This window comes from Marinobacter sp. MA, assembly GCF_048298425.1.
Taxonomy (GTDB): Bacteria; Pseudomonadota; Gammaproteobacteria; order Pseudomonadales; family Oleiphilaceae; genus Marinobacter; species Marinobacter salsuginis.
In genome coordinates this window covers 42599-65077 of record NZ_CP103059.1, presented here as the reverse complement: position 1 = coordinate 65077, position 22479 = coordinate 42599, and the positions used below count along the sequence as shown (strand labels likewise).

Sequence of the window (22479 nt, the reverse complement as noted above, 5' to 3'; positions counted from 1 at the left end):
CTGCAAGCTTCTTGGTTCTCGCCCCATCAATGTTATATTCGTCTGCGTAGAATTCCGGGGAAAATTTTAGATCTTCTTTGATAAGATCTCTTGATTTTTCGAGGAAATTGCCTTCTGCCATCCAGGATGTTGATGCCTTTCTTTTCTGCTTTAATCATGTCGCTATCAGCTTGTTGCTGATAGAGGAAGCTAACATAGGCAGCCATAATCCGTCCGGCCTTCAGCGGACCCTCATTTTCTCTGGTGTTGAAACGATTCCACGGGTCACGATTAAGAGTTGCTGCTCGACCTGCGGCATATAGACCACCTGGAACGTCGGTAGTTATGTTTTTGACAACATCATGGAGATTGAAGTTGGCCAGTTCTGCGGGTGAGAGGAAGGTGCAATCCACAAAACCTTGCTCGAGTACTTCATAAACTTCATGTACCGGGATTGCTACCGATAATCTCCCGAAATTCTTCGCCCAGCGAGCCCAGGAAGCCCCAGATATTCGCAAGCGCTTGCCGTTTAGTTCTTCAACCGTATTTACTATAGCATTACAGAACATTACGTAAGAGGGTATAGATACAATCGGGGTATAGACTTGGTTGCTTGACGCGAATTCACTCTGATATTCCGGGCAGCTGATCATTATATATTCAAGAATGGCTTGGGAATAAGGGTAGCCCTCTTTACCGGACACTTTACTCTGCAGTAATTGACGTGTTGGACCGGTATTTATTCAGGGCTACTCTGAGGGCTTAGAGGGGCATCACAAATACGGTTGTACTGATCAACAGGTAGATCTACTCGTTCAGGCGGTTTTGAGTTTTGCGAGAGAAATTTGTGGTCAGTATTTCCACGGCAATCGACGAGTTGATCCGCTCGGCGTACGGCAGTGGCAGGAAGATCGCGATGATGATGTATAAGTAAGCAACTATGGTGATTATTCCGGGCGGGGGGTGTTGAATAGAAATCGGGCCAGAATATCAAGGCTGATATGTATCATCATCGGCGCTATGGCGAGCCCGTCGAGAGTTATAACTTTCTTATTGATCTCGTTTATTAATACTTTGAAGTTCTCCTGCAACTTGCGACCAATTCTTGCACTACTTACTTTTGTGCTCATTACTATGATCGGCCCCTATTTGAAGATTGAGATACGGTCGAAGGGGGCCTGCTTCGGGTTGAAGCAGGCCATGATGGAAGTGCAATCAGTTCGCGGTATATCCTCCATCCACAATGATTTCTGCACCATGAACGAAGGATGATTCGTCGGATGCGAGAAACAGCACCGCTTTTGATACCTCGTCGGGTGTGCTGGGCCGGTTCATGAGCGTGGGGCCAAGAAGCGTTTTACGGGTTTCTTCATCCGTGTGCAGCAAGTCCTTAGTCATGGGCGTATCGATCACCCCGGGGTGCACGGAATTCACGCGGACATTAAAGTCTGCGAGGTCCACGGCGCAGGACTTAGTCATCAGACGTACAGCACCCTTTGATGCGATGTACGCGCCAGCGCTTGGCGCGCCGATGATGCCATAAATGGATGAAATATTTATAATTGAGCCGCCACCACTCTCCTGCATGAGAGGCACGGCTTCCCGGATGCCGAGAAAAGTTCCACGTACGTTTATATCGAACGTGCGATCCCATTCTTCGTTACTAGTCTCATGGACTGGTTTGAGAATGAGTGTTCCTGCGTTGTTGACCAAGATGTCCAGCCTGTCAGCCTTTTCTTTGATCGATGTGACCGCAGCCTTCCAGTCAGCTTCATTGGACACGTCCAGTCGCAAAAACTCAGCATCTCCTCCCTGGCTGCGAATTGCTTCCACGACCTGTTTGCCGTTTTCCACATCAATGTCACAGACGAATACTTTTGCCCCCTCAGCAGCCAGTAGTTCCGAGTGAGATTTCCCCATCCCCATGGCACCACCGGTAACCAATGCAACCTTTCCAGTTACTCGTTTCATCATTGTTTCCTTGAGTCTGCTCCGATGACAGAAGGGGGCAATTTTTTAACTGCCCCGTTCCGTAGTGGACATGCGTTGCTCAGTTGTCGAATTCGAGCGTCGAATAGTTGTCATCAACGACGGCCTGAAGCTCTTGCCGGTAGGCGCCAAGCCCGGCCATGTAGAAACGGACGGTATTTTTCTTGCCCGGTATATTTGCGCCGAAGATCCATGACTGGGCTTTGGGAAAAAGCGTCATATCGGCAATCGATTGGCAGGTTTCTACCCAGGCTTCCTGTGCCTCGGGCTTCGGTTCGATGGTCTTATGGCCGTTGCGTTCGGTCAGTGCAATCGCATCGGAAATCCACTCAACCTGGGTCTCAATGCTTGGAGGAAGGTTGGTGAAGGGACCGTTCGGGCCCAGAATCATGAAGAAGTTCGGGAAATCCGCTTCCATTACCCCCAAATAGCCCAGGGGGCCGTCTTTCCATTTATCCTGAATGGTGACGTCATTGCGGCCCTGGAGGTCGATCCGCGTATAGTTTCCTTCAACGGCATCGAAGCCTGTTGCAAAGATGATCGCATCCAGCTCAATCTCCTTGCCGCTTTCAAGAAGAATGCCGTTTTCCGTGAACTTTGAAATCGGATCGGCTTTAACATCTTCCAAGGATACGTTATCGCGGTTATATACCTCGTAGTAGTGATTGCCACACAGAGGACGTTTGGCGTAGAGATCGCTGGGCATCAGTTTCTTGGCGGTCTCGGGATCCTTAACGATCTGAGCAATTTTACGCTTGATAAAGTTTGCTGCAGCGTCGTTAGCCTCCTGGTCTGTTGCGATATCCGAAAATGTTTCGAACATGAACCGGAAGCCACCGCCTTTGTTCCAGATTTCCTCGAAGACGCGTTCACGTTCTTCTTCTGAGACTGATGTGGCAGGCACTGTGCTCTCTTCAAAGCCGAAGGCAACAGCAGACGATTTCACCTGATCCCAGATAGCGTCATAGTTGTCTTTGTATTCCTGAATTTTCTCCTCACTTTCGGGCCAGTTTCCAATCGGTACCACGTACTGTGGAGAGCGTTGAAATACGGTCAAGTGTTCTGCCGTTTCGGCCATCGCAATGATAACCTGGACCCCGGTAGAACCTGTGCCGACAACGCCAACTCGCTGTCCGGAGAGATCCATTCCTTCAGGCCATGCACCGGTGTGGATGATCTCGCCTTTGAACGTGTCCATTCCATCGAAAGGCGGTTTATTGGTTGCTGACAGAAGGCCCAGGCCGGTTACCAGATATTTTGCGGTAACCATCTGATCTTTGTCTGTCCAGACTCGCCAGAGTTGGGTAGATTCGTCGAAATGGGCAGCGGTTACCTTGGTGTGGAACTGGTAGCTGCGCCGAAGGTCGTAACGGTCAGCCACATCGTTCAGATAGTCCAGAACTTCGGGCTGCGTCAGATAGCGGTTCTTCCATCGGGCGTTTTCCAATCCCTCCTTGTCGAAGGAGAATCGATAGCAGAAGCTCTCGGTATCTGATAACGCGCCAGGGTAGCGATTCCAGTACCAGGTACCACCAACGTCGCTGGCGTTGTCATAGGCTTGAACTCTCAGCCCTTGTTCATCCCGCAGTTTGTGAACGGCATAGAGCCCTCCGAATCCTGCGCCGACTACAACGGCGTCAAAATCAGGAGTCTCGGTTCTTGTATTTGTGGTTTTCTCGTTCATGTGAGCTTCCTCTTCGAACACAATTGATCTCCGGAGCAAGAAGCGCCCCGTTTCTTCGTTTGTTTTTAATTCAGGAATGCCCGCGCCGGCAATTGCCGGCGCGGGTGACGAAGTATCAGAGGTTCTGATACCAGTCGGCGATACGATCCAGTTCCTCGTTTGCTTCCGGTGCGCGGCCCGAGAGGGCGGGAAATACGTGCTGCATGCCAGGCACCACAGAAAGCACAGTTTTTACACCCCGCTCTTTGGCCTTGGCGTGAAGGGTCTCTGAATCGCTAAGCAGCGTTTCGGCGCCTCCAGCGGTGATATAAAGCGGCGGGAAACCGTCGAAATCGTTTTCCAGCGGATTGGCTAATGGATCGAGTGGATCGGTTTTGTCGCCGAGAAACATGCCCGCCATGCCTTCCAGGATTGGCTTTCCAACGAGTGCATCGGTTGAAGCATTGGATTCCAGAGTGGCGCCCCGCAGCGCCATGTCGAGCCACGGAGAATAGGCGATCACTGCCCCTGGCAGGGGAAGCCCCAGATCACGGAACTTGAGCACGCTGGCAATGGCCAGATTGCCTCCGGCGCTATCGCCTGCGGTGATCAGGTTGTCTGCCTTGTAGCCTTGATCCAGCAACGCTTTGTAAGCGGATACAGCGTCCTCAATCTGGGCAGGAAACGGATGTTCCGGTGCTCGGCGGTAGTGGAGAATTACGGCCTGAACCTTAAGCGCCTTGGCAAGGTGGCCGGCCATTTTACGGTGGCTATCTGCGGACCCCACAGCGAAGCCGCCACCATGTGTGTAAATGATGGCGCGTGAGCTATCCGCACCGTCTGGCAATGCCCAGATGGCTTCAACGCCGCCAACATGGTCGCTCTTATAGCGAACGTTTTCCGGTTCCAGAGCAGGCTGGCCCCATTCATCAAACATGCTGCGCAGGTTTTCAATGGAAAGATCAGGATTGGCAGTCATGCGATTGGTCCAATCCTGATAAAGGTCGCGCAAGACATTGGATTCTTTGCTAATTGTCATTGTTCTTCCTCTTGGTTTTTTGCTGATGAATACAACGTCTTTCAGCTCCTTACATAAAAGATTGCGACTTACGGATTACGCTGGTGCTGAAGACTTTCAACTGCAGATTAAGTTCCGGCCAAATCTGAGTATTGAAGATTCCTGTTCAGATATTGGAGCATCCTGCTTTTTTCAGAATGACCCGGTTGTTGTTTTATTTCGAAGATGTCTTGATGTTGATTAACAGGTTTCGCTTCAAAGGTTTGTACAAAAGAAAAATAAGTCTATTCAATCCAGAAAGGCAAAATAACGGGATAATCAAACAGAATTTCTATTAGTTGAATAAGTAGGAAACCGATAATCCAGATAGACGTACCGAGTACGGGCAAGTTTCATAATAAGTGCTATTCGAACCGGTACCTATCTGAACCATGGGAGTAATAACAATGTCGAATCAGGTTGAGACTGACGGAGCATACATCCGTTATGAGTTTTCTGAGTTCGCGGGAAACTTGGAACCTGTAAAGTATGAGATGCCCGTTCCGCAAGGAAATGAGGTTTTGCTGAAAGTCGATTACTGCGGCGTTTGCCATAGTGATGTTCATGTTCATGACGGCTATTACGGCCTTGGCAATGGCAAAAAGCTGAATCTCGGAGACCGTGGAATCAGGCTGCCGGTAACACTTGGCCACGAAGTTGTGGGAACCATTGTGGCCGTGGGCGAGGATGCCATCGATGCATCGGTCGGCGAGCAGAGGTTAATCTATCCATGGATTGGGTGTGGCGAATGTTCTGTTTGTCAGCGGGGCGAAGAAAATCTGTGCGGTAAGCCTGCTTCACTCGGCATTTTTAAACCCGGTGGTTACTCGGAATACATCACTGTTCCCCATCCGCGTTACCTAGTGGATCTTGGCGATCTCAACCCTGCAAATGCATCTCTGTTGGCCTGTTCCGGCCTGACAACCTTTTCGGCGATCAAGAAAATTCAGCCGTTGCACCAAGAAGAGTATGTGATTGTTATTGGCTGCGGTGGGCTTGGCCAATTGGCAATCAGAACGCTGAGATCCGACGGAATCAGTAACATTGTTGGCGTGGATGTTTCCGAGGATAAAAGAGAGATTGCCAGGAAGGCCGGTGCAAAAGTCGTCCTCGATCCCCGTAGCTTAGATGCGACTGACACGTTGACTCGGGAGGCAGACGGGAATTGCATGGCTGTTCTGGACTTTGTGGGCAACGAACAAACTGTTGAGTTTGGCCTCAAGGTTCTTAAGAAGGGAGGGAAGCTGGTCGTTATCGGTTTACATGGCGGCGAACTGCGCTATCCGATTCCTTTCCTGGTCACGAAGGCAGTTACCATAATCGGCTCCTACACAGGAACACTGGCTGAAATGAAGGAGTTGGTAACGTTTGCGAATCAACATGATCTTCTAGACATTCCCGTAGAAATTCGGGCGCTTGAGAGGGCTGAATCTGCCGTGGAAGACCTGTCCAACGGAAAGGTTTCCGGACGAATAATTCTCAAGAACTAATTGAGCCTAGACTTGCTACTTGAGGTCAACGCTAACCGTTGACCAAGTTTTAAATTAAGGCGTGAATCTTCAGTATGTCTCTACCTTTGCCTCGGTTGGGTTTTACCGAGGCTTTTTTATGAAACTTTAAAATAGTCACAAGATAAATAGCCATTATACCGGTTGGTGGTTAATTTTTTTGGACAAAGATAAAGGTATCAGTAGAAGTTATAGAAGATATGTTGATCATATAATAGATATTTCGTTTATAAATTATTAATTTAATTCACAACTTAATAAGTTTTGGAGAACGGGATGCCACTTGATAACGAGACTTTGAACCAATTTATTGACAGCGTCCGGCGATATGTCCGGGGTCGCTTGGTTCCGTTGGAAATGCAGGTCGCGGAAGAGGATCAAATACCCGAAGGGGTGATCGAGGAAATGAAAGAGATGGGGCTCTTCGGGTTATCAATCCCGGAAGAGTTCGGTGGCCTTGGGCTGACCATGAGTGAAGAAGTGGCCATCATTCAGGAGATGGGGTACACGTCACCGGTGTTTAGGTCGATGTTTGGTACCAACGTAGGCATTGGCTCCCAAGGCATTATCATCGACGGCACCCCCGAACAGAAAGCAAAGTACCTTCCGAAACTTGCCTCCGGCGAACTGATTGGTTCATTTGCACTGACAGAAGCGGACGCCGGTTCCGATGCGGGTTCGGTCGTGACGACGGCAAAGCGAGACGGCGATGAATACGTCATCAATGGCAGCAAACGTTATATAACTAACGCGCCTCGGGCGGGTGTTTTCACGGTGATGGCCAGAACTGGAAGCCGGGAGGAAGGCAGTCGGGGTGTATCCGCTTTTCTGGTGGACGCGGATTTACCGGGCATCTCGTTGGGGCAGCGCGATAAAAAAATGGGCCAGAAAGGTTCTCATACCTGCGACGTGATCTTCGAAGATGTTCGAGTGCCGGTATCTGCCATGATCGGAGGTAAGGAAGGGCAGGGCTTTAAAACAGCGATGAAGGTTCTGGACAGGGGGCGGTTGCACATAAGTGCACTGAGCGTTGGTACAGCCAAAAGGCTGATAGACGAGAGCCTCGCCTACTCGACCCAAAGAAAACAATTCGGCACTGAAGTCGCCAACTTTCAGCTGGTCCAGGCAATGTTGGCTGACAGTCAGACCGAGTACTACGCCGGCAAATGCATGGTGGAGGAAACCGCGCGAGCCTATGATTCCGGTGCCGCGGTGTCCATGAATGCTTCCAGCTGCAAGCTCTACTGCACCGAAATGGTAGGCCGTGTCGCGGATCGCGCAGTGCAGATCCATGGTGGCGCCGGTTATATCAGTGAATATTGTGTCGAGCGATTCTACCGGGATGTGCGGCTGTTCCGGCTTTACGAAGGCACTTCCCAAATCCAACAGTTGGTCATTGCCAAGCAAATGATTCGCAACACTGGAAGCTCACTCTAATCCAGGAGTCTGGTATGTCTGGTCCATTATCAGGAATTCGAGTACTTGATTTGTCCCGCGTTATGGCCGGCCCTTGGTGTACCCAGATCATGGCTGATTTGGGGGCTGAAGTCATCAAGGTCGAGCGCCCCGAACAGGGAGATGATACCCGTCATTGGGGCCCTCCCTGGCTTAGGGACAAGGCCGGTAATCCTACCAAGCAGTCGGCTTATTACCTCTCCGCCAATCGTGGCAAGTACTCTGTGACCATCGATATTGGTAAGCCAGAGGGCCAGGCGCTGATCCGTGAATTAGCCGCAAGTTGCGATGTTCTGGTAGAGAACTTCAAAACCGGTGGGCTGGAGAAAAAGGGGTTAGGTTATGGGGACCTCTCAGCACTGAACCCCGGCATTGTTTACTGTTCGATCACAGGGTTTGGCCACACCGGCCCCATGGCCCATAACGCAGGCTACGATTACCTGATTCAGGCTCAGTCAGGGCTAATGAGTATCACCGGTGAGGCGGATGGAAAACCCGGGGCGGGGCCGCAGCGCGTGGGTATGGCGGTGGCTGATTTGACCACCGGGATGAATGCAGCGATCGCCGTTCTTGCCGCTATTCATCACCGCAACAAAACAGGTGAGGGGCAGCATATTGATATGGCCCTACTGGACGTCCAGGTAAGTTGGCTGGCGAACCAGGCTCTGAATTACTTTTGTAGCGGCAGTGTCCCCGGACGAACGGGTGAATATCATCCTAATCTTGCACCCTACCAGCCGTTTCCCACCAAAGACGGCCAGGTAATCATTGCCGTTGGTAATGATGCCCAGTTCCATCGTCTTTGTGGCGTCATGGGATGCGAAGAACTGCCGAGGGATCCACGGTTTGCAACAAATCCGGAGCGGGTTGTTCATCGACAGGAGCTTGTCGGAAAGCTGTGTGAGTACACCCGCTTGAGGACTAGTCGGGAGTGGATGGATTGCCTCGGTAAAGTACAAGTGCCGTGCGGTCCCATTCAGAATATTGCAGAAGTTTTTGAAGATCCGCAGGTCAAGGCTCGGAACATGAAGCTGGAATTGGAACATCCGCTTCTTGGTAAGGTTCCGGGAGTTGCGAATCCGATCAAGTTTTCCAAAACCCCGCAGCGTTACGAAAAGGCACCGCCGTCACTTGGGGAGGATACGGTCGCAATTCTTGAGAGAGCTCTCGGCAAATCAGCAGAAGAAATCCGGAATCTTCAGGCCCGTGGAGTCGTCTGACTCCCGCCCGTTAACCTCAATCCCACCTGAGTTAACTGTTCAGATTTCGACTCCACCTTTCAATAGAGGAACGTCCCACATATGTTGGTCTCTTATCAACAACTTGATGATCTCGGTGTTATCCGCATCGATAATCCCCCTGTAAATGCATTGTCCCAGGGTGTGCGCGAGGGCATTTGCGACGCGGTAAAGTTGGCGCAGGGTGACGGCACGAAAGCAATTGTTGTCGTGTGCGAGGGGCGTACATTTATCGCAGGTGCGGATATCAATGAATTTGGCAAACCGATGCAGGAGCCGACGCTGCCTCAGGTGAACGCGGCTCTTGAATCTTTAACCAAGCCTGTTATCGCCGCTATACATGGAACCGCATTGGGGGGCGGGTTTGAGCTGGCTTTGAGCTGTCACTACCGGTGTGCATTAACATCAGCTTCCGTCGGTCTCCCGGAAGTTACCTTGGGGCTACTGCCCGGCGCGGGTGGAACCCAGCGTTTACCTCGACTGATAGGGGTAAAAGCTGCTCTGGATATGATGACAACCGGTAAAAAAATCAATGCGACGGAAGCTCTGGATCTTGGTGTTCTTGATCGGGTTTTTGACGGCGATCTTACTCGTTGTGCCATGGAATATGCCCGAGAACTCATCACTGAAGGGGCGCGCCCGAGGCAGATCCGCGATCTCTCCATCCCGAATGACAGCTTCGATAAAGACTCCTTCGAGAGTTATCGAGGCCAACTGAATAAGCGCAAGAGAGGCCAGGAAGCACCACAGAAAATAGTGAGTTGTGTTGAGGCGGCGATGGGAATGCCGTTTAAAGAAGGGCTGGCTTTCGAACGTTCCCGCTTCATGGAATGTGTCAAATCTGAGCAGTCGGCTGCGTTAAGGCATATTTTCTTTGCGGAACGGCAGGCACCAAGGGTACCCGGAATCGATAAGTCTGTTACTCCCCGTGTCGTTCAGAGGATCGGTATTATTGGTGCTGGCACCATGGGTGGCGGCATTGCCATGTCATTTGCCAATGCAGGCATCCCTGTAACTTTGTTGGACTCCAGTGAGGAAGGGCTGGAAAAGGGAATTGCGCTGATTGGTAAGAACTACGGCGTGAGCGTGAGCAAGGGAAAGCTTTCGGAACACCAAGCCATGGAGCGAGAAGCCCTCATTACCGGCGCTGTTGATTACGGGAAATTGGCCGATGTCGACCTCGTAATTGAAGCGGTCTTCGAGAGTATGGATGTAAAAAGGCAGGTTTTCAGTCGTCTGGATGAGGTGTGCAAGCAAGGGGCCATTCTTGCAACGAATACTTCTTACCTTGATGTAAACGAAATTGCTGCTTCGACTTCCCGGCCACAGGATGTTGTTGGCCTGCATTTCTTTAGTCCCGCCAATGTTATGCGTTTGCTGGAGGTCGTCAAAGCAGAGAGTACTTCCGATGAGGTTGTCGCGACCGCTATGGCTCTGGGCAAACGTATAGGAAAGGTGCCGGTGCTGGCTGGTGTGTGTTATGGCTTTATCGGCAACCGGATGCTCAGACAGTATGCGAGGGAGGCCCAGTTGTGCATGATCGAAGGCGCGGAGCCTGCCCAAATCGATAGCGTGCTTATGAACTTTGGTATGGCGATGGGGCCACTGTCGGTAGGTGATCTGGCTGGGTTGGACATTGGGTATAAGGCCCGTCAGGCATTGACCGAAAAGCAGAAGGGGGACCCGCGGAGCTACTGTATCGCCGATGCCTTGGTTGAGCTTGGTCGACTTGGACAGAAGGCTGGGGCGGGATATTACAAGTATGATCCGGAAACGCGAGCGCGCTCAACCGATCCGGTTGTTCTGGATGTGATTAGAGAGCAAGCCAGGAAGTACGGCGTACAGCGACGGGCGCTGTCGGATGAGGAGATTTTGAACCGGCACCTACTGGCATTGATAAACGAAGGGTTCCGCATACTTGATGAGGGAATTGCCCAGCGGGCCGGTGACATTGATGTGGTTTATGTTCATGGCTATGGATTTCCCGCTTACCGTGGCGGTCCGATGTTCTATGCGGGACAGCGTGGATTGGTCAATGTTCTAAAGGAAATTGAAAGGCTGTATGAGGATACCGGAGAACCCTATTGGGCCCCAGCAACTCTTCTCAAGAAACTGGTTGCCGAGGACCTGACCTTGAACGATTGGATTGGCGTTAACGGTTAATCTGGCATTCAGCTCTCAAAACTTAAACAAAGAGTATTATCATGACAAATGTATTCATCTGCCATCCCCGCCGCTCGGCCATCGGCCGCTTCGGCGGCACCCTTGCCAGCATGCGCCCTGATGACCTCGCAGCCCACATCTTCAAGGCCGTGCTCGAGCAGTCTCCGGAACTGGACCCCGCTGCTATCGACGAGGTCATGATGGGCTCCGCCAACCAGGCCGGTGAAGACAACCGCAACGTGGCAAGGATGTCTGCCCTGCTGGCTGGTTTGCCCACCTCCGTACCCGGTACCACCCTAAACCGGCTGTGCGGCTCCGGTATGGACGCGGTGGGCACCGCGTTCCGCGCCATTCGTGCTGGAGAAATGGATCTCGTACTGGCCGGCGGAGTGGAGTCCATGTCCCGCGCGCCCTTCGTGATGGGCAAGGCCGACAGCGCGTTCTCAAGAAGCCAGAAAATTGAAGACACCACCATCGGCTGGCGTTTCGTGAACCCGTTGATGAAGCAGCAGTACGGCATCGACTCCATGCCAGAAACAGCCGAGAACGTCGCGGAACAATTCAGCATTTCCAGGGAAGATCAGGATCTGTTCGCCTTCCGTTCCCAGCAGAAGACGGCCCGAGCACAGCAAGAGGGCGTGTTTGCCGAGGAAATCGTGCCGGTGTCCATCCCCCGCCGCAAACAGGACCCAGTGGTATTCGACACCGACGAGCATCCCCGCGAAAGTACGCTGGAGAAACTTGCTGCCCTGCCCACGCCCTTCCGTGAGAATGGCAGCGTGACCGCCGGTAACGCCTCCGGCGTCAACGATGGCGCCGCCGCCATGCTGGTTGCCAGTGAAACCGCGGTAAAACAGCAGGGCCTCAAGCCCATGGCAAAAATCCTCGGTATGGCTACTGCCGGCGTAGAGCCCCGCATCATGGGTATCGGCCCGGTACCGGCGGTTCAGAAGCTGCTAGAGAGGCAGAACATCAGCATCGCCGACATTGACGTCATCGAGCTGAACGAAGCCTTTGCCGCCCAGGGCCTGGCGGTCCTGCGTGAGCTCGGCATTGCTGATGACGATCCCCGGGTGAACCCGAACGGCGGCGCCATTGCGCTTGGCCACCCGCTGGGCATGTCTGGCGCCCGCCTGCTGATGACCGCCGCCCACCAACTGCAGCGCACCGGTGGCCGTTACGCCCTGTGCACCATGTGTGTGGGTGTGGGCCAAGGTATAGCCACTCTCATCGAACGAGTTTGAGATGATATTCCCTTGGAATCCTTATAATTTGGGGCCTCGGTGTACTGGACACGCCTAGCCTATGATTGACCACTGAGGAAGCGGTCAATCACAGGGAGCCAAGCAAATTGGTTATAAGGATGGAGAGCCTGGCCAATACTACCGAATAACCATTTAATAGGGCGGCGAACAGGGAAGCAAAACCATACTGCTTTTTCTTCCCTCCGGTATCGCTCGGGCGTCGGTCAATGCTGACATTGTCCAAAATCCGAATGTTCGCTTTGCGACCAGAGCGGCCAATTTATGGCGCCAAACTGTGGTCAACTTATGGTCTCATCACCAGAAGCGGGTAGGGTAGGGGCTCTGAAGACGGAGCCCGAAGATCAGATCAGGGATCTTCCAACGCGCTCCTGGAGGCTTCGGTACCGCAGGCTTCTAAACTTTGGCAGCTCATTCACGAGCTGCTGAAATCGGCTAACCGTCCGCTCGCTCATGATCAGCCACTGATAGTCGAAGACGCCATGTTGGGTTTCGAGGAAAAGCTTTACGTCTGCTCTGGTCTCCTCAACCACTTTCACGAATTCGAACTGTTCCACTGCGCCAAACGCCTCGGCCATCCCGTCCCCATGGGATTCAATCAACCGCGCAGCATCACTCAGCGAAATAGCGCCCTCTTCATGATTGGACAGAGTTAGCGCAGCGAACCTTAAAAATCGGTCTCGGGCGAGCCGCTTCATCGTGTGCATTGTGTAATCCCCTTCCTTTGGTTTCTGACGCCCTGATTCCATGGGGAACAGGTATGAAAAAAATGCGGGTCAACACGGACCCGCATTACTAACTTCCATTTCAGCCCTGTGAGCGCTTCAACGCTGCCTTTACAAGACTCAGTGGAGCAAAACGATTCCCGCTGCCATCGAGACTGGTCAACAGGATGTTATTTTTGGGCGCCTTGGTCCGAATGCCGGCTATACGGAGCCGAAGCCCTGACAAAGTGATCTCGGCGTCCAGTGCACTCTCGGGCAGACCATAAAGCTCATGGAGGTCCAGGAAAGCCTGTCGCTCTTGCGTCATTACGGCGCCGTCTTCACAGATGGTCGCAAGATTCAGCTTAAAACTGCCAGTGGCATCACCGTACGTGGCACTTCCCGAAGTAATTTGCAGCCCAAGCTCTTTTGAAAGCTCGGCCAATTTCGCGTCCAGTGCTGGACGAATGACGTTTTTCAGGGTAGGGCGGTCGATAACATTTACTTGTGGCATAGGGTTTTCCTCGAATCAGAAGGGTATTAGAGATCGCTCGCGCAGTTGGCGGCTTGCAGGGACTGCTGATACAAGTAGTCGAAGTCTTCTTTCTCAAGATGTCTTCGAGCGAGCTCAACAAACACTTGCGAAACGGAGACATCGGCGCCTCCGCGGTGCTTCACCGCTTTACTGGCTTTGATGGCCTGATTTATCTCTGCCAGCTCTAGCCGTGCTGCTTCGCGCTGTTGCTGAAGCTCTTCGATCTCATTCCCAATTCGCCGCTTTGCTTCGTCTGTTGCGCTCGACATCCGCGCTTTCAGGCGGCGCTTTTCTTCATCGAGGTTGCCCATCGTCTCTATAAGCACGAGCCGACGCTGGTGTAGATTTACGAATTTTTCGGCCATCACTTTCACGCCCCCCATGCCATATCGACATCTTCCCTGGCCACTCTCAGACGACCGCCTCGTGTCTCAATAACCAGGGTGTTTTTATAGACCCGCTTAACCTTGGCCAGCACTCGACCCAACCGGACCGTCTGACCCCTTTTTACCTTTTCCATCTAACTTACCTCGCTTTGCGGTAAACCAATTTGAATGCCATTTAAGCGTAACTTTATCGCCTTTCTTTGTCAACCTTTTGGTATATCTTTCAAGCCAAAAAAGATTAGATTATCTTTCAGAACAACAATAGCCGTCACCTGGAGTTTCCGGCCGGAAACAGATAATCCATGCTCAAAGAATCTTTATGTCTTTCCAGATGCTCAAGCGCCTGGCTCTTTGGAACAGACGACTCGATGGGTAGGGGAACCACATTGGAGCCAAAAGTCTTCTGAAACTGTTCGCCCAAATCGCCTTCGAATACAACACACCACAATCCGTTTCGCGTCACCAGATCCATCTCGAAACTCTCCATTTTCATATAGTTCTATATTAGATGGCGCTATTTGATTCGAGTCAAAGTATTTTTGTTGAAAGTTTGACAAAAAAACCGGTAGGATGAGCCATTACTCACGTTCGCCGGTACTCGTGGCGACCTAACAGAAGGACCTACCCAATGGCGAAGCCCTTTGCCCCTAAGCTCAAACGCCCCATCAAAATTGCAGTAATCAACCGAAAAGGTGGCGTCGGCAAGACCAACACCACTATTAACCTGGCCTGTGAATTCGTGAATCGCGGGTACTCCACGGTGATCGCTGACACCGAGAAAGAAGGTGGTTGTGTCCACTGGCAAAGTTTGGCGGGTGATAACGCCAAAGTACCGGTGGTTGGAATGTATGACCCGATGATCAAGGTCAACATCAAAGCCTATGAAGGTTCCAACGACATCATCTTGATTGACACCGCAGGCATCATTGTCGATATGGACGATGAAGAAGACGGGAAAGCCAGCAAGATCAATAGCGCTGTTATGGCTATGGCAGACTACGTCATTGTTCCTCTGCAGCCCGCACCCGCAGACTTCCGCGCAACAGAGATCTGCGTGGAATCACTCAGCAAGATTCAAGAGTTTCGCGATGGAGCTCCGTTTTTCCGGGTTTTGTTGACCAGTACCCGCGCCAATGAAGATTTAACCAGGATGGCCTTGGAGTTATTCGGGGAGGACTACCCCTACCCAGTTTTCAAGACAACCATTCGTCGCTCTGAAGAGTTCAAGAAAGCCCACGCCTACGGCCAGGGCATCGTTGACTATGCCAAGCGATCGGAGTCTGCAAACGACATCCGAGACTTGGCCGACGAAATTCTGAAGGACCTGGATGAGGGCAAGGCATGAGCAAAAAGGCAGGCCTCAAAGCCGCTTTGGGTGGCGGCAGAAAAGAATCCACTGAGACCAGGGATACTAGCAAACCCGTCGTTATTGCCGCGACTGGGGAACTTTGCCGTGTATTGATCTCATCTATCACCCCGGATCCTAACCAACCGCGCGAAACGTTCGATCCTAATTTCATTGATTCTCTAGCGCGCAAGCTCCAAAAGGACGGGCAGCATCAACCCATTACCGTAGTGATGACCGGACCTAATCAATACAAGATCCGCAACGGCGAAAACCGCTGGAAAGCTGCCCAAAAAGCCGGCTGGGAATATATCGACGCCATTGTTTATGAGTATGAGCCGGCGGAGCTTACCGCCCCAGAGCAGGCAGAAATTCTTCGGAAGCAGAAGTCTGACAACGATGATCGACGCCCTCTGACACCCTGGGAAGACATCAAAGCCTGTGCACGGTATGTGGAACTGTCCGGGAAAAAGCAGGGCGAGGCCGCAGAAGACTTGGATCTCTCGAAAACCGATCTCAGCAAACGCCTGAAGATTTTCAACGGTCCCGAAGAAATCCAGATGCTGGTTCGCGCTGAAGCGCTGACCAACCTGAACACCCTTGGCAGCCTGGTTGAATTATGGAAACTCGATCAGGAATACGCCGCGGCCGAAGCCGAGAAAATCCTTGAAGCTGGCCAAATTTCATCCGGGGCTGAACAGAAGTACGCCGCCAGGGTAAAAGCGCTTAAAGAGGGCAGGGAAGTACCAGGGTCCAAACCTGCAAAGAAAGAGCAAGAACCCCAGACGCCGAAACCAATGACGTTCTCGGCCAAGAAAGTGAATGTGGCCGAAAAGGGCGTGTTGGAAATTGAAGATGGGAAAGGCAACGCCATGCGCTTCAAAGTCCCAAGAAGCTGGAAGAAAGACTGGGAGAAAATCGGCGAAGCGCTGTTTGGCGGTAAATTATGAGCGATGAAACCAAAAAACAGAGGGTAGGGGATGGCCGCGTGTTCTTTGCGCACGTTTTGGCGGTTTTCGGGCCACAGGAAAGCCACGATGTCACCGCTCAACGCATTCTCGATATCGGCAGAGTCCGTTACGGTGCTGAGAGGGACAGTTTGAGAGGCAAACACCTCCGATCCTGGGCTGACGGCACCCGGATCGTTCCGAAATGGGCATACGCGGCCGCACTCGATTTGGCACTGGATAACGGATTTGAGCCAACCGATGACGACCAGGCCATCGCAACTTGGAAGACCTGGCGTTCCGAACGGCAGGAATTATCCGATGAGCAAGCCTTCACGGAGTTTCTGAGCTCTATCCCCTTATCCGACACACAACGGGCAGCTGTTCAGACATACGCGGGGTTAGGTCAATGAATATTCATCCTCAATCCTTCGCCAAGGCAGTAAGGGCTGTAAAGCCTTCTCCGGAACTGAAAGATCGCGCTTACCGCGTTCTAGTTGAAGGCGTACCAACTCTGGAAGTGTTTGAGCGAGACGCTCCAAATGCAGAGAGGGATTATCAGGTCCTTGTGGATCTGTTCAAGCACGCTGTGGCACCGACCGAACAACCGATGTTCACTCAATTGCAGCTTGTGTCGATCACCACAGAGTTTCGATACATCAAGTATTGGGTTTTCATGGCGTTGTCGCTTGTCCTGGTTGACGGCTATGGCATGTCCCAAGTCGGCCGTTTACTTGGAATGTCACGGCAACAAGTGAACATCGGGGTGACCAAAGCCAAGGAAAAGGCTTTGTTTCTTGGCATCCTGGATGACGCGCCGGATCTGGAGACGATCACGGTGCAAATCCCGAAAACTGTCGCAAAGCAGGTGAAAGATTACGAGCACGAATTTGCAAGCGCCACCGTGAAAGAGGGGGCCCAGAAGCGTCCTGTTTTCGCGATTCTCAACAATGAGGATGCAGATCGGGTAGAGCAATTCATTTCTGAATTAAAAGCAGTGAAAGCCAGTGCATAAATAGGGGGTCGACATTGATTGTCGACCCCATTGCTACCCTCGACACTGTTCCAAGATTTCTTTAATTCTGGCGCTCTCATCAGGCTTTGGCTGTAGTCGATATTTCAATACGATCCTCGTGAATCTCGCCGTATAGCCACACCGGCCCTCTGGCGGCAACCACTCGTCCGGCCCCTTATCGGACTTTGATCGATTGAGGGAGGATTCTACGATAAGCACATTAGACGGATCGTTGGCAAAAGCCTCTCGTTTTTCAACGGACCATTCCGAGGCACCTCTTTGCCAACTCCATGAAAGCGGGACCAGGTGATCGGCATCTAGCTGGCGCGCATCCTGAATGACCTGATTGGTGAACGGGCTTATCCAACGCCCAAACACGACAGTGCATTTGGATTCGTCCTTAAATCGAACTGGCGCGGTAGAGCGCTCTACCAAGAGTTCGTGGCGGGTATTTTGGCAATCACCATCGTCATCCGCCCACCCGTTTCCATAGTGAGCACGACTGTAAACCTGGGCTTTGATTTCTTCCGGAGTAGCACTGGCTCCCTTGGGCAGGCGACCACCAGACTGCGTACACGCCTTGAGGGTCCGGAATCCCTGGTAGTTTTTAACAACCTCGTACCAAGGGCTCTGTGGATCATGGCAAATACCCGACCCGGACTTTTTGATCACATCGGCTGCCCCAACCAAAGGCAGAGCCGATAAAACTAAGATCAGTAGCCATGCAGGTCGGCACCCAATCACGATTTACCTCCCTTCTTTCTTGGATCCGAGGCCTTTTCTGGTGACCGAGATTCATTTCCTGGCTTTTGAGACTCTTGCACTTCCTCTTTGGTCTCTTTGTTCTGGGTTTCGTTGGCTGCCAGCCGGGTTTCCAGTTGGGTGACTAGTCTCTCGGCCTCCTTCTGGGCGGAGCGGGCTTCGTCACGCTCCTTCTTTCGTTCTTCCGATTGTGCGGCGATCGCTTTCTTTTCAGCCTCAAGCTCACGCAGCATCCCTTGAGCCTCCGACAACTGATGACTCAGCTTTGCTGCCTCTTCCTCACGGCTTTCTACTATCGTCGCCCAACCATCCCGCTGTTTTCGAAGATCAGCTTTGTCGCTCTCCAGGCTCTCATTAGCTTTTTTGAGACCTGCAACCTCACCCTTCAAATCACTGGCCTTTTCTTGCTCTTTGCTTAACTTCTGTTCCGAAACAGCAAGATCCTTTTCCAGCTTTACCAGTTTGTTGCCGAGCTCTTTCCGGTCATCATTGACGGACTGAAGCTCCTTTCTCGTGCCTTCAAGCGCTTCCTGAAGGCTTTGCACTTGCCCTTCTAGCTCGTCAAAGGCTGCTGTGGCATCAATCAGCTCTGCTTCCGCGCTTTGTTGTTGCTCCTTGGCCGACTTCATGACATCGGCTACCCGGCGCTCTGCGGTTTTAACAGCACGGTTGTTAAGATTGATCGCAAGTGTTCTGACCTGATCCAGGAATGAGCTGGTCATTTCATTCAGTGCTTCTTCAACCTCAACAGGCAGATCCTGGACGGGCTCGCTTTCAACAACCTCCTGGCTCTGGCGGTAGTCCTCCCAAACCCTCACCAATCGCGACGGGTTGCCGCCCCCGATTTCCTTTCTCAAGGCAAAACCGGTTACTCGCCGACCGGCGCCTAATAACCGCTTCGCTGCTTCGATGATTTGCTCGTCTTCAAATTCCGCAGGGCGCATATGAACCTCGAACTAGTAGGGATATGCATCAAGTATAGCGCTTTATAAGAAATAAACAAACAAACAAAAAAACAAATAAAGAAATAAATTAAAGCCAAAAAGCCACGATGTTTTCGATGGAGCACATCTTGGGCGCACAGATCAATCCGCAGCAATCAAATTGAACGCAGCGCACTGCTTGTGTGCCTAAGCGTCACACAGATTGATTTTTGAGCAAGGGCAGAGTAGAGTAATGATGCTGGCTACAGTTAGAGGAAACAGGTTGTATTTCGTCGCACGCACTTGCCAAACCTGGGCTTTAAAACAGGGTCGCCTGAGCCAGCCAACGATAAATACTAGGAGCCAATCATGACCAAGCTGGGAAACGGATCTGCTGATCCGCGCCTTGTTGCGCGAGTCAGTCCGGAGATCCAAAAACACATAGCGCAAGCTGCTGAGCTCAGTGGAGTGACCTTGTCACAATTTGTGATTGAGTCATCCATGGACAGGGCAGATAAGGTTATTGAACAGATGACACGCATCAAGGTGACCGTTGAGACCGGTAACCGAATGCTGAGTCTGATGGATCAAAGACCTCGGAAACCTAAGTCAAGCAAGCTCATTCAGGACGCGCTCGATTACAGGGAAACGATAGATGCGAGCGAAACTTACACCGATTCAGAAGAGGCATAACCGCAGAGATTTTGACTGCGGTAATGAACAACTGAATAACTATTTAGCTAACAGCGCGCGGTCATCCGACTCCAAAAGGATGACAAGGACATTTGTCCTGGAAGATCCAAGAGACTCAAATAGGGTCATGGGTTTTGTGACGCTGACTCCCACCACAATCGACATTCCAGATGAGTGCTTTGCCGGTCGTAAACTTAAGAGTCCGGTACCCGCTCTGTTGCTCGCCAAAATGGCCGTGGATATCCGGTACAAGGGTCAGGGGTGCGGTAAACGTCTTTTTACCTACTCGATCATTACCGCAGCTGAGATTTCAGATGCCGTAGGTGGCGTAGGCTTGGTTATTGATGCCAAGGACCTGGATGCCAAAGCGTTTTACCTTGATAGGGCAGGTGACGACCTTGAGATCATCGATGAGACCGGCCTGAAGCTGTGGCTCCCGATAGGCGTATGCAACTTCATTGCAGGCATGGCGTAGGTCGCTCGTCGCTTATCACTGGTCTGCAGACCGTATTGCCTTTAGAGAGAATCCATCTTTGAAAGGCAATGCGCTCCAGCTAACGGGGCCCTGGAGATCGGGGCAGCAGTTACAACGGCATCATCCAGGTTGCCGGTCACTGGTGTGCCTGTATCAGAGATAGAAGTCCATAAGCCATGTTTGCACTATTTCATGTTTCTATAGTTATGTTTGTTTCGGAGCTGAAAAATAACGCCAAAACAACAAGGTAGAACGATTAGGGCAACTCACATGAAGACTCAGCATCTTTGAGACGGTCTAAGGCAACTCAATGACGGTAGAAAGCCACTCTCAAGAATTCTTAGAGCAACTTAAAGACGGTCACCCACAACCCAACGATGGTCAGGAAAAAAGCTACGTTTTCCACAAGTTGGCAGAGAACATTCACCAAGGGCAACCAGATGACGGCAGTCTTGAGGCCAGAAAACGCGGTCATTCGGCAACCTAAATGAAGTTTCTCGGGTTAAAAGGCAACTCAATGACGGGATCTTTCGTGTCAGAGCCGATATCCCTCTAACCCGGTGCCGATCGCAACCATCAAAAGCAACCGAATGACGGTAAGAACCGCTTCACCAGGCCCCAATTAAAGGCAACCGAATGACGGGCGGCACGCCACTCAGGCCTCGATGCTGACTAAAAGCAACTCGATGACGGTTCGGCGGCCTCAAAAAATAGCTAAAGGCAACTTAATGACGGGCTCAACCAGGATTTCGGCAACCGAATGATGGTCATTTCAGGCCTTCACAATCAAAATCCGATGAAGAATTGAGCAAATGGATGCTTGTGAGCCGGTAAAGGCAACCTTATGACGGCGAATTAGGCGTTAAACCGGCAAACTAGAGAGCTCATGACCAGTCCGGTCTACCAGGAATATCTAAACCAAACGTCATTTGGTTGCCCATGGCCGTCATTGGGTTGCCTTTTACCATCCTGGAGTTGCTTCTTGCCCTTTGCCCTTGAAGCTTTTTCTGTTGGGTGATATTTGTTCGAACCATCAATTCACTTATTCGGGGTTCATCGTGGGACAAGCAGCTGAAGCTAATCACCAGCTCGATTTAATTCCACTCAACGAAAACACCCCTAAGCTCCGGGTTGCGAAAGCCAACGCCTTGGTTGAGGCGCAATTTGAGCTAACCAGCCAAGAGCACAAACTTCTTTTGGTTGCCATGGCGCAGATCCGTAAAGATCAGACGCAGTTTCATGAGCAAGTCTTCCAGGTTCAGGATCTAGTAGCCCATTTGGAGCTCAATCCCAAAAACGCCTATCGAGATCTCCGCCGCATTTCTAAAGGCATTATGAGCAAGCAAGTCACTATCCGGAATGAAGACACCGGCGAATGGCGAATGTACCAATGGGTTTCCAAAGCTTATTGTGAGCGTGGATCATTCGGCATCAAATTTAGTGAAGAGCTCAAGCCTTTCCTGATCGGCCTGGTTGGCCGCTTCACACTTTATGAGTTAGGTCGAATTCTGCGAATGAAATCGAATTACGCGATTCGACTCTATGAGTTATTTCAGCAGTACCGTAAGTTCGGCAACCGGACCGTTGGGCTTGATCCTAAGCTCGCTGCTCGCAATGGTTGGGATAACTTCTCGAAGCTGATGGGCTACAACCCGGAAACATACGAAAGATTCGCCAATCTCAACCAGAAAGTTCTCCAGCCGGCTATTGCCCAGATTGAGCAATTTACTGAATTTAAAAAGGTCTACGTTAAAAAGATAAAGCACGGCCGTAAAACGGTTGCCCTTGAGTTCGAGTGGAAGACCATCGACACCTTGGAGGATCTTCCGAACCATCCGCTTTACTCGGATCTCAGAGCTCTCGGAGTAACCGATGCCTCCTGCAGAGAGATCTTCACCAAATATGATGAGGATCGAATCGTCAGCAATTTGGCACTGGCGAAAGCTCACCACAGGTCTCAAACACTCAGCAATCCCGCTGGATGGTTTGTAACGGCAGTTCGAGAAAACTATGCAAATCCAGAACTACCACTGGATGCGATAGAACAGGAAACTAAGGCGGACGCCTCAAAACCAAGCACAAGCCATCCTTTATTCCACGAGTGCGCTACTCCTGCCGAATTCCGTAATCTGGTTGCCGCAGAAAAGGATAGGGGAGAGCCTTTCTCCAGTTATTCGGAATTTCTGAATTATTCTGTTGCCCAACAGGTCGAAAAATTCCGATCTACAACCGATTGAACGCTTTCCTACCTCTTTAGGCCACAAGCCCAGAACTCCGCTTCAGATTCCCTGCATAAACCAAAGTCTGCCCAAACACGCCTGCCAGGTCTGCAGATACCAACTAAAATTACTAAGGTCCAATAAACAGGGTAATTGCGGAG

Annotated in this window: 24 protein-coding genes; 13 read left to right on the top strand and 11 right to left on the bottom strand. The window is 51.4% G+C overall.

What is annotated here, in order from left to right:
• Positions 1-32: 32 nt before the first annotated feature.
• The 4 genes from NUW46_RS20070 to NUW46_RS20055 all read right to left on the bottom strand — a co-directional run bounded on the left by NUW46_RS20070 (position 33) and on the right by NUW46_RS20055 (position 4670).
• Positions 33-683 carry a hypothetical protein gene (locus NUW46_RS20070; RefSeq protein WP_141697212.1) on the bottom strand — a complete coding sequence of 217 codons (651 nt, stop codon included), beginning with the start codon at positions 681-683 and terminating at the stop codon, positions 33-35.
• 511 nt (positions 684-1194) lie between these two features.
• Positions 1195-1950, bottom strand: a complete 756-nt coding sequence (locus NUW46_RS20065) for a glucose 1-dehydrogenase (protein ID WP_069183791.1) — start codon at positions 1948-1950, stop codon at positions 1195-1197.
• Between the two features lie 79 nt (positions 1951-2029).
• Positions 2030-3652 (bottom strand): flavin-containing monooxygenase, encoded by a 1623-nt coding sequence (locus NUW46_RS20060; RefSeq protein WP_069183838.1) that lies wholly within the window; start codon positions 3650-3652, stop codon positions 2030-2032.
• Between the two features lie 115 nt (positions 3653-3767).
• A complete protein-coding gene (locus NUW46_RS20055; RefSeq protein WP_069183792.1) occupies positions 3768-4670 on the bottom strand; it encodes an alpha/beta hydrolase in 903 nt (300 codons plus the stop codon).
• 425 nt (positions 4671-5095) lie between these two features.
• Here NUW46_RS20055 and NUW46_RS20050 point away from each other — a divergent pair, with 425 nt between their 5' ends.
• From NUW46_RS20050 to pcaF, 5 genes are all read left to right on the top strand, one after another.
• Entirely contained in the window at positions 5096-6178 is a 1083-nt protein-coding gene (locus tag NUW46_RS20050) for an alcohol dehydrogenase (RefSeq protein WP_069183793.1), read from the top strand.
• Positions 6179-6472: 294 nt separating this feature from the next.
• Positions 6473-7633 (top strand): acyl-CoA dehydrogenase family protein, encoded by a 1161-nt coding sequence (locus NUW46_RS20045; protein ID WP_069183794.1) that lies wholly within the window; start codon positions 6473-6475, stop codon positions 7631-7633.
• A 14-nt stretch (positions 7634-7647) separates the two neighbouring features.
• The gene (locus NUW46_RS20040) at positions 7648-8871 is read left to right on the top strand and encodes a CaiB/BaiF CoA transferase family protein (RefSeq protein ID WP_069183795.1); all 1224 of its coding nucleotides are present in this window, start codon (positions 7648-7650) and stop codon (positions 8869-8871) included.
• A gap of 81 nt (positions 8872-8952) precedes the next feature.
• Complete coding sequence (locus NUW46_RS20035; protein WP_069183796.1) at positions 8953-11052, top strand: 3-hydroxyacyl-CoA dehydrogenase NAD-binding domain-containing protein; 2100 nt, start codon at positions 8953-8955, stop codon at positions 11050-11052.
• 41 nt (positions 11053-11093) lie between these two features.
• Entirely contained in the window at positions 11094-12296 is a 1203-nt protein-coding gene (gene pcaF, locus NUW46_RS20030; protein WP_069183797.1) for a 3-oxoadipyl-CoA thiolase, read from the top strand.
• A 362-nt stretch (positions 12297-12658) separates the two neighbouring features.
• On the opposite strand, the gene NUW46_RS20025 is transcribed toward pcaF, so the two are convergent.
• From NUW46_RS20025 to NUW46_RS20005, 5 genes are all read right to left on the bottom strand, one after another.
• Entirely contained in the window at positions 12659-13021 is a 363-nt protein-coding gene (locus tag NUW46_RS20025; RefSeq protein WP_418142096.1) for a hypothetical protein, read from the bottom strand.
• Between the two features lie 100 nt (positions 13022-13121).
• Positions 13122-13532 (bottom strand): hypothetical protein, encoded by a 411-nt coding sequence (locus NUW46_RS20020; protein WP_418142095.1) that lies wholly within the window; start codon positions 13530-13532, stop codon positions 13122-13124.
• A 26-nt stretch (positions 13533-13558) separates the two neighbouring features.
• On the bottom strand, positions 13559-13918 hold the full coding sequence (locus NUW46_RS20015) for a hypothetical protein (protein ID WP_228210957.1): 360 nt from the start codon (positions 13916-13918) through the stop codon (positions 13559-13561).
• Positions 13919-13923: 5 nt separating this feature from the next.
• Positions 13924-14073 (bottom strand): hypothetical protein, encoded by a 150-nt coding sequence (locus NUW46_RS20010; protein ID WP_153634927.1) that lies wholly within the window; start codon positions 14071-14073, stop codon positions 13924-13926.
• Between the two features lie 134 nt (positions 14074-14207).
• Positions 14208-14411, bottom strand: coding sequence for a hypothetical protein (locus NUW46_RS20005; protein ID WP_091643540.1), 204 nt, complete (start codon positions 14409-14411; stop codon positions 14208-14210).
• 156 nt (positions 14412-14567) lie between these two features.
• Between NUW46_RS20005 and NUW46_RS20000 the strand changes: the two genes are divergently transcribed.
• From NUW46_RS20000 to NUW46_RS19985, 4 genes are read left to right on the top strand one after another with little or no spacing between them, the layout of a single operon-like run.
• Positions 14568-15284 (top strand): AAA family ATPase, encoded by a 717-nt coding sequence (locus NUW46_RS20000; RefSeq protein WP_099620033.1) that lies wholly within the window; start codon positions 14568-14570, stop codon positions 15282-15284.
• The gene (locus NUW46_RS19995; RefSeq protein WP_418142094.1) at positions 15281-16234 is read left to right on the top strand and encodes a ParB/RepB/Spo0J family partition protein; all 954 of its coding nucleotides are present in this window, start codon (positions 15281-15283) and stop codon (positions 16232-16234) included. The genes NUW46_RS20000 and NUW46_RS19995 overlap by 4 nt, the downstream gene beginning before the upstream one ends.
• Positions 16231-16644 (top strand): hypothetical protein, encoded by a 414-nt coding sequence (locus NUW46_RS19990; protein WP_091643549.1) that lies wholly within the window; start codon positions 16231-16233, stop codon positions 16642-16644. The genes NUW46_RS19995 and NUW46_RS19990 overlap by 4 nt, the downstream gene beginning before the upstream one ends.
• Positions 16641-17246: a hypothetical protein gene (locus NUW46_RS19985; RefSeq protein ID WP_153634929.1), complete on the top strand. Its 606-nt coding sequence runs from the start codon at positions 16641-16643 to the stop codon at positions 17244-17246. Before NUW46_RS19990 ends, NUW46_RS19985 begins: the two co-directional genes overlap by 4 nt.
• Before the next feature lie 33 nt (positions 17247-17279).
• Here the strand turns inward: NUW46_RS19985 and NUW46_RS19980 are convergent, their stop codons facing one another.
• Together NUW46_RS19980 and NUW46_RS19975 are read right to left on the bottom strand one after the other, a co-directional pair.
• Positions 17280-17624, bottom strand: coding sequence for an HNH endonuclease family protein (locus NUW46_RS19980; RefSeq protein ID WP_228715214.1), 345 nt, complete (start codon positions 17622-17624; stop codon positions 17280-17282).
• 362 nt (positions 17625-17986) lie between these two features.
• Positions 17987-18952: a DNA-binding protein gene (locus tag NUW46_RS19975; RefSeq protein WP_418142093.1), complete on the bottom strand. Its 966-nt coding sequence runs from the start codon at positions 18950-18952 to the stop codon at positions 17987-17989.
• A 348-nt stretch (positions 18953-19300) separates the two neighbouring features.
• Here NUW46_RS19975 and NUW46_RS19970 point away from each other — a divergent pair, with 348 nt between their 5' ends.
• From NUW46_RS19970 to NUW46_RS19955, 4 genes are all read left to right on the top strand, one after another.
• Complete coding sequence (locus NUW46_RS19970; protein WP_104272348.1) at positions 19301-19624, top strand: DUF1778 domain-containing protein; 324 nt, start codon at positions 19301-19303, stop codon at positions 19622-19624.
• Between the two features lie 127 nt (positions 19625-19751).
• Positions 19752-20099 (top strand): hypothetical protein, encoded by a 348-nt coding sequence (locus tag NUW46_RS19965; protein ID WP_418142092.1) that lies wholly within the window; start codon positions 19752-19754, stop codon positions 20097-20099.
• 310 nt (positions 20100-20409) lie between these two features.
• Positions 20410-20586, top strand: a complete 177-nt coding sequence (locus tag NUW46_RS19960) for a hypothetical protein (RefSeq protein ID WP_228210962.1) — start codon at positions 20410-20412, stop codon at positions 20584-20586.
• Between the two features lie 571 nt (positions 20587-21157).
• Positions 21158-22336, top strand: a complete 1179-nt coding sequence (locus tag NUW46_RS19955; RefSeq protein ID WP_091643693.1) for a replication initiation protein — start codon at positions 21158-21160, stop codon at positions 22334-22336.
• Positions 22337-22479 lie beyond the last annotated feature (143 nt).